Raw genomic sequence first — 6,902 nt, 5'->3', positions numbered from 1 at the left:
TCACCCCTGCGGGCAAGGCCATGCTCGCCCATCTGCAGCAGCAGGCACAACGGCTCGACGCGACCGGTTCGCCGGACAGGGGCTGACCGTGATCACACTGGACCGTCTGGTGAACGTGCTCGGCGGGTACGGCGTGCGGCTGTGCAACCGGCCCCAGGCACGCACCGCGTGGCTGCGCAGCGTGGCCGTCGCCGATGCCGCCGACCGCCACGTCTCCGGCGACCTGCTCCTGGCCGTCGGGGCCTCATCGCTCGCCGAGGCGATGGAGTGGGCGACCGCCGCCAAGGCCACAGCCGTCCTGGTCAAGGCACCCACGACCGGCCCCGGCGACCAGGGCGGCGCCGACGCGACCGGTCCCGGCGGCGGCGCGGACGCGGACGTGGAGGCCGCCGCCCTGAGCGACCGGGGCGGCGCGGGCGTGGAGCGGCAGGCCGCCGCCTTGGGCGACCGGCACCACCTGGCGGTGCTGCTGGCCGAGCCCGCCGTGTCGTGGAGCCAGCTGGCCGGCGTGGTGTACGGGCTGGTGCTGGAGAGCCGCGAGACCGCCTCCGGGCGCGGCCCGACCGACCTGTTCGCGCTGGCCGACAGCCTGGCCGACGTCATCGGCGGCGCGGTGACCATCGAGGACCGGCACTGGCGGGTGCTGGCCTACTCCCGTTCGCAGGAGGCGGGCGATCCGGCCCGGCTGGAGACCATCCTGGCCCGCCGCGTCCCCGACCGGCTGCGTGAGCTGTTCCAGCAGCAGGGCGTGCTCACCCGGCTGGCGGCGGACGAGCCGGTGTTCGTCCCGGCCGACCCCGGCAACGGGCTGACCGGGCGGATGGCGGTCGCGGTGCGGGCCGGCCGCGAGCTGCTCGGCTCGGTGTGGGTGACCTGCGAACGTCCGCTGACGGGCGCACACCGGCACGCGCTGGCCGACGGCGCCCGTACGGTGGCGCTGCACCTGCTGCGCTCGCGGGCCAGCGCCGACCTGGAGCGGCAGGTGGAGTCGGACCTGGTCATCCGGCTGCTGGACGGCAGCGCCGACGCGGTCACGGCGATCAGCCGGCTGGGCCTGGCGGCGCGGCCGTGGCGGGTGGTCGCGGTGCGCGCCCATACCGGCGGCGAGCGCCAAGCCGCGCTGCTGCTGGCCTTCGAGCAGGCCACCACCGGTTTCGGCTGGTCACGCCCCGGGCGCAGCGCGCTGCTCGGCGACACGCTCTACACGATCCTGCCCGCGGAGCAGGCGGAGTCGGCCCGCCGATGGATCACCGCGCTGCGCGCCGAGCTGCCCGGCCAGGTCCACGTCGCGGCCGGGATCGGCGCCCCCGCCGAGGTGGCGGAGCTGCCCGCGAGCCGCCAGGAGGCCGACGAGTGCCTGGCGCTGCACGAGGACGGCCCGCCCGGCGCGGTCCCGCCCGCCTACGACGAGTCGTGGGGCGACATCCTGCTGCGACGGTTGCGCGCGGCCGCGCGCACCGGCCGGGTCCCGGCCCGCGGACCGGTCTCCACGCTGCTGCGGCACGACAGCCGCCACGGCACCCACTTCGCCGCCACGCTGCGCGCCTGGCTGGAGAGCCAGGGCGACCTCGCCTCGGCCGCCGAGCGGCTCGGCGTCCACCCCAACACCGTCCGCAACCGGCTGCGCAAGATGGGCGAGCTGGCCCCGCTGGACCTGGACGACGCCCGCCAGCGCCTCGCCATGACCATCATGCTGGCGGCCTCCTCGGACGAGGTGGAACAGCTCTAGCAGCGACCCCGGGCTGGAGCGTTGTGCATGATCCACAACCGCGCCGCCTCGATTGTCGCCCGCCCACAACGCCCCATGTGACCGCCCGGGCCATGCTGGCTGCGACATCGGCATTCGTACCTCTGGGAGGTTGCACATGGCAGGCAACTGGCCGCGCTCGGTGGTCGTGGTGGGCGCGGGCGTCGTGGGCCTGTCGACCGCGTGGTACCTGCAGGAACGCGGCGTCCAGGTGGACGTGGTCGACCGTGGCGGCGTGGCGGCGGGCGCGTCCTGGGGCAACGCCGGCTGGGTCGCGCCGGGCCTGGCCATCCCGCTGAACGAGCCCTCCGTGCTGCGCCACGGCCTGCGCTCGCTGCTGGACCCGGCCGCGCCGCTGCACGTGCCCGCCAGTCTCGACCCCGGGCTGTGGGGGTTCCTGCTGCGCTTCGCCGCCAACAGCCGCTGGCGGTCCTGGGCCCGCGCCGCGCGCGCCAACCTGCCGCTCAACGACGAGTGCGTCGAGGCGTACGAGGTGCTGGCGGCCAACGGCGTGTCCGCCCCGGTCGTCGCCGCGCCGATCACCGCCGCGTTCCGCACCCGCCGCCAGGCCGAAGGCCTGCTGCGCGAGCTGCGCAGACTCCAGGCGGTCGGGCAGCACATCGAGCACACCGTGCTGGATCGCGAGCGGCTCGCCGAGCAGGTCCCGCTCGCCGGCGGTGAGCTGGGCGCGGGGGTACGCATCGACGGGCAGCGCTACGTCGACCCGGGCGGCTTCGTGCACGCCCTCGGCAGGGCCGTCATGAGCCGGGGCGCGACCGTCTACGCCTTCGACGTCGACAGCGTGCGCACCGACGGCCGGAAGGCGATCGTGTCCTCGGCCAAGGGCACCGTCCTGTCGGCCGACGCGGTGGTGCTGGCCACCGGCGCCTGGCTGCCCCGGCTGGCCCGGCAGTGGGGCGTGCGCGTCCCGGTACGCGCGGGCCGCGGCTACTCCTTCACCGTGCCGGTCGAGCATCCCGTGCCCGGCCCCGTCTACCTGCCGGACGTGCGGGTCGCCTGCACCCCCTACCAGGGCGGGCTGCGGGTGGCGGGCACCATGGAGTTCCGCGACCCGGACGCCCCGCAGGCGCCCGCCCGGGTGAAGGCCATCATCGACTCCGCCCGTCCCCTGCTACGGGGGGTGCGGTGGGACGAGCGCACCGACGTCTGGGTGGGGCCGCGCCCGGTCACCTCGGACGGACGGCCGCTCATCGGCGCGACCACGTCGCCGACCGTCTACGTGGCGGGCGGCCACGGCATGTGGGGCCTGGCCCACGGCCCGATCACCGGGCGGCTGCTGGCCGAGTGGGTCACCACCGGCAAGCGGCCCGAGGCCCTGGCCGACTTCGACCCCCTGCGCTGAACGCCGGCAGGCTCTGCGCGCGGTTCGTGTCAGGGTGGCGGCATGTCGTCGAAGGGCAGCGGCCGTGCCGGAAGGCTCATGACCGAGCGCGTCGAGGCTCGGATCGAGCGCAGGGGTTCGCCCCACCCCTGCAGGGATGGGGCGAACGTTTCCGGCGAGAGCTAGATGTACCCGCCGAGGAGTGCGTGGTCGCTCCAGTCGAGAACCCAGCCGACGGTAGCATCGCGGCCGCACTCGACGGGTTTCGTCCTGAAGACGTAGTCGACCTTCCGTTCGAGACCGTCATCGCGCCTGTGTGTCGCTCGGTGCGCGCCGAAACAGATATCCCCCTCAGGGTTGTCGGCGAAGAAGCCGGCGCCGAAGTTGTTGGTGATGCCCGATGGCGTCAAGTAGAAGTCGCCGCCCCAGTAGACCGAATCTCCGGTTGCGGCATGTATCCACGCGACAACGTCCCGCATCTCTTGGAACTGCTTCTTCTGGTACACCCCTCCCCTGCCGTCCAGTTGCTGCCACGGCGTCATGTGCGCGGAACATGCCTGGTATTTGTAGACGGATCGAATGCAGGCGAATCCGCGCTGCTCGTCCCCGGGAAACTGATTCGCCTTGGCGAAGGCCCCGTGGGCCTCGCTGAGCTTTCCGATCGCGAAGACGGCCACGCCGAAGTCCTGCCCGTTGGCGCATCCACCCGGGTTCTGATTGTGGAAGGAGACCTGGTAGTTCGGGTTCTTGGCCTCTCTGAGCCAGGCGGTCATGAGCAGAACCTGGCCGAGGCAGGCTTCCTGCATCCCGATGGAGAGCGGGAGGTTGGGCTGTGAGGCGATCGCCCACTTGAGCGGATCCAGGGCCTTCGCATCCCCTCCGTGTTTGATGCTGCCGGAGATGTTGTGGGTCCATGTGGTGGGTCCAGGCGCGGCTGAGACCCATAAATTCGCCCGTTCGAGGGGTACGCCCGCCGAGAATTGGCGGAAGTTGTGCGCCATGGCCTGCTGCCACGAGACGCCGTGCTGCGCCTGAGGCCGCACCGCCCCCGCGGGCGTGGCGCCGACCGCGCACAGCAGCATCACTACGGTCACCAGAATCACCGATCTTGTGGTCAACTCCCTCTCCTTTCGTGGGGGGTGATCCGCACTGCAAGCTGGCCACATTCGGTGGGCCTTGTCACCGCTTCTGGACTGCGAATCAATAGCAGCAACAAAGGCAACAACCGGGAGCGGGGCCATGGCGCGAGGCGGACGCAAGGACCAGCCCATCGACCGGGGGTCGGGGCCTGTGGCGGAGTTCGTCGACGATCTACGGCAGTTGCGGGGTGAACTGTCGTTACAGGAGATCGGGCGGCGAATGCGCTATCACCCCAGCACGCTCTCCCGTCGCCTCAATCCTGGAGAGATGCCACCGCTGGACTTCGTGCGATCGTACGTTGCGGCTTGTGGCGGGAACCCCGCCGGCTGGGAGATACGGTGGCGCCAGATTGCGGGCGAACCGCCTGTCGAGGAGCCGACGCGGCGTACGCCCTGGAGGCTTCTGGTGGCCATCGGGCTCGCCGTCGTGGTCGTCGTCGGGGGCGCCGGTTATCTCTGGCTCTCAGGCGGGCGACCGGGCCCCGCGACCGCGGCGCGCGCCTCGGCTTCGCCCCCGGTCTCCCCCGACAGCGGCTTCGCCTGGCATGTCAAGAACATGTACAAGCAGGTGACCTCCCGCGAGTGGACTCAGCAGACCGATGGAGACCTTGAGGTCTGGGCGAAGTTGTCGTGTCCCAGCGGGATGACCGAGTACTGGATCGCGTTACGTCCGGGCGGCACGTCCGCCCGGTTCGAGTGCAACGCCTGGCAGGTCCATACCTGGTCCGGACTGGCCGCTGGCCGCTACAACTTCGAGCTTTGGAAGGAGAACGATGGGCGGGCCGTGTCCGGCGTCGGCGTCGTCCGGTCCACCTCCCCCATCGTCCAGCACACCAAAGCCCCGCCCCTTTGAGCCTCGCGCTCCCGCGCGACGCGCGCTGACGCGTTCTCTCGCGCGCGCAGTCCCGGGATGGCTCACCCCCCGCCACTGCTTCGCGATGCGGTTCAGGACGATCACGCCGATCGCCGGCAGGGTGGGCGGCAGAGCCAGCCCGGTGACCACGGTCGCGGCGAGGCCCACGCGCGGGTCGACGAACTCGATCAGCGCCATGCGGACAGCCAGGGTCACGCCGACTGGATGACGGCGGCGGCGGCGGGCGCACGATCCTCAACGCGGGCCTGCCTCAGCAGGAGACGGACCGGCACACTGACGATTCCGGGCATCGACGCGCAGACGCGAGCTGATGCAGACCGTCGGCACCCGCCTGGTGCTTACTCCCCTTCGGCGCCGCAGGGGTTCTCCAGGGACGCCGAGCGGCCAGCACGAGCAGACGGCCTCGCTGCCGCCATCTCGCACAAGCCGCCCGCCCTCACAGGCGTGTGGATGGCCTCAACGAGTCAGTAGACCCACGCGAGCTCGGGGCCCGTGCACAGCTGCGCGTCGATCTTGGCGATGCACACCTTGTACCTCACGCCGTCCTTGGCCTCGAACGCCGTGGTGTAGCTGGTGCCGCTGATGTTCTTGTGGAGGTACGTCCCCTGGGCGGCGACTGTGATCTCGTACTTGTCGTTGGCCAGCTTCGTCGGGTTCTCGATGCGGGCCCAGATCCACGTCTTGTTCTTGTACTTGCCGTAGCGCATCTGCAGCGTTCCCAGACCGCTCCTGTTGCTGTGCGCCTTGGTCTTGACGTTGCTGGCGTTGGTCGGCGCACTCGACGAGGTGGCCAGCGCTGCGGCTGCGGTAGCCGGGGCTGCCCCGGTGGCGACGATCGCAGCGGTGGCAGCGATCCCGGCCAAGGTCCAGATCTTGCGCATTTCAGGTCCTCTCCATGGGTGTCGAACGAGGAGCAACGCTAGAACGAACCCGGTATAGGGGCGGTATGTCGGCCCGTGCCGATCCAGCACCACCTCGACCCCCGTCTCACAGCCCGACCATCCGGCTGGCCGGGCGATGATTCGCGGGCCGTGCGGCGCTGATGCCGTACCTCGACCTGGACACCGCGACGGCCGCCCCCGCCGCCCAGGCTCGGCGCGACCGCCAGGCGCCCCGTGCCCTGCGATACCAGTGCGGGTGGGTGCGGACGAAGGTCACGATGAGCAGGAGCCGGAGGCCGGCGTCCAGCGCCATGAGGAAGCACCGCCCGCGCCCGCGGAACGAGGCTGGGATGAGGCGAGGCTGTTAGCGTAGACCCGTTCAGGAACCTGGAGCGCTTCGCCATGAAGTACACCGTTTCAATGGAAATCGCCCTGCCGCGGGAGAAGGCGGTCCAGTTGCTCGCCGACCCGGCACACATGCCGAAGTGGCTGCGGGGTCTGGTCCGGCACGAGCCGCTGAACGGGGTGCATGGGCAGGTCGGCACCAAGTCGCGGGTCGTGTTGCGGATGGGGCAGCAGGAGTTCGAGGCCATCGAGACCATCACGCGCCGGGAACCGGCAGACCTGCACGGCATCCCGAAGGAGAGCGTCGTTCACTTCGACCGCGAGATCGTCGGCGGGGGCATGTGGAACGCCGTGCGTGAGCGACTGACCGAAGCCGGTCCTGAGACGACGCTCTGGGTGAGCGAGAGCGAATACCGGTTCAGCGGCTTGCTGATGCGGCTGGTGGGGCTGTTGATGCCCGGCACCTTCCGCAAGCAGTCGCGACAGCACATGCTGGACTTCAAGGCGTTCGCCGAGGAGGGAAAGGACGTCCGCGAGGCGAAGGACTGATGCGCTCGCGGGAACGTCACGACCG

At 71.1% G+C, this 6,902-nt stretch carries 7 protein-coding genes; 4 read left to right on the top strand and 3 right to left on the bottom strand.

What is annotated here, in order from left to right; translation table 11 throughout:
* The first annotated feature begins 88 nt into the window (after positions 1–88).
* Both FXF51_RS57625 and FXF51_RS57620 read left to right on the top strand, forming a co-directional pair.
* On the top strand, positions 89–1,729 hold the full coding sequence (locus FXF51_RS57625; RefSeq protein WP_148443358.1) for a PucR family transcriptional regulator: 1,641 nt from the start codon (positions 89–91) through the stop codon (positions 1,727–1,729).
* Positions 1,730–1,865: 136 nt separating this feature from the next.
* The gene (locus tag FXF51_RS57620) at positions 1,866–3,110 is read left to right on the top strand and encodes an NAD(P)/FAD-dependent oxidoreductase (RefSeq protein WP_148443357.1); all 1,245 of its coding nucleotides are present in this window, start codon (positions 1,866–1,868) and stop codon (positions 3,108–3,110) included.
* A gap of 161 nt (positions 3,111–3,271) precedes the next feature.
* Here FXF51_RS57620 and FXF51_RS57615 read toward each other — a convergent pair whose 3' ends face one another.
* Positions 3,272–4,207 carry an endonuclease/exonuclease/phosphatase family protein gene (locus FXF51_RS57615; RefSeq protein ID WP_148443356.1) on the bottom strand — a complete coding sequence of 312 codons (936 nt, stop codon included), beginning with the start codon at positions 4,205–4,207 and terminating at the stop codon, positions 3,272–3,274.
* A gap of 172 nt (positions 4,208–4,379) precedes the next feature.
* On the opposite strand from FXF51_RS57615, the gene FXF51_RS57610 reads away from it, so the two are divergent.
* Complete coding sequence (locus FXF51_RS57610; RefSeq protein WP_148443355.1) at positions 4,380–5,081, top strand: helix-turn-helix domain-containing protein; 702 nt, start codon at positions 4,380–4,382, stop codon at positions 5,079–5,081.
* A 485-nt stretch (positions 5,082–5,566) separates the two neighbouring features.
* Here the strand turns inward: FXF51_RS57610 and FXF51_RS57605 are convergent, their stop codons facing one another.
* On the bottom strand, positions 5,567–5,983 hold the full coding sequence (locus FXF51_RS57605) for a hypothetical protein (protein ID WP_148443354.1): 417 nt from the start codon (positions 5,981–5,983) through the stop codon (positions 5,567–5,569).
* 106 nt (positions 5,984–6,089) lie between these two features.
* The gene (locus FXF51_RS57600; RefSeq protein WP_148443353.1) at positions 6,090–6,296 is read right to left on the bottom strand and encodes a hypothetical protein; all 207 of its coding nucleotides are present in this window, start codon (positions 6,294–6,296) and stop codon (positions 6,090–6,092) included.
* An 89-nt stretch (positions 6,297–6,385) separates the two neighbouring features.
* Here FXF51_RS57600 and FXF51_RS57595 point away from each other — a divergent pair, with 89 nt between their 5' ends.
* Positions 6,386–6,877, top strand: a complete 492-nt coding sequence (locus FXF51_RS57595; protein WP_148443352.1) for an SRPBCC family protein — start codon at positions 6,386–6,388, stop codon at positions 6,875–6,877.
* Positions 6,878–6,902 lie beyond the last annotated feature (25 nt).

Source organism: Nonomuraea sp. PA05 (assembly GCF_008086045.1).
In the GTDB taxonomy this organism is placed as follows: domain Bacteria; phylum Actinomycetota; class Actinomycetes; order Streptosporangiales; family Streptosporangiaceae; genus Nonomuraea; species Nonomuraea monospora.
This window is presented reverse-complemented; position numbering and strand designations above follow the sequence as displayed.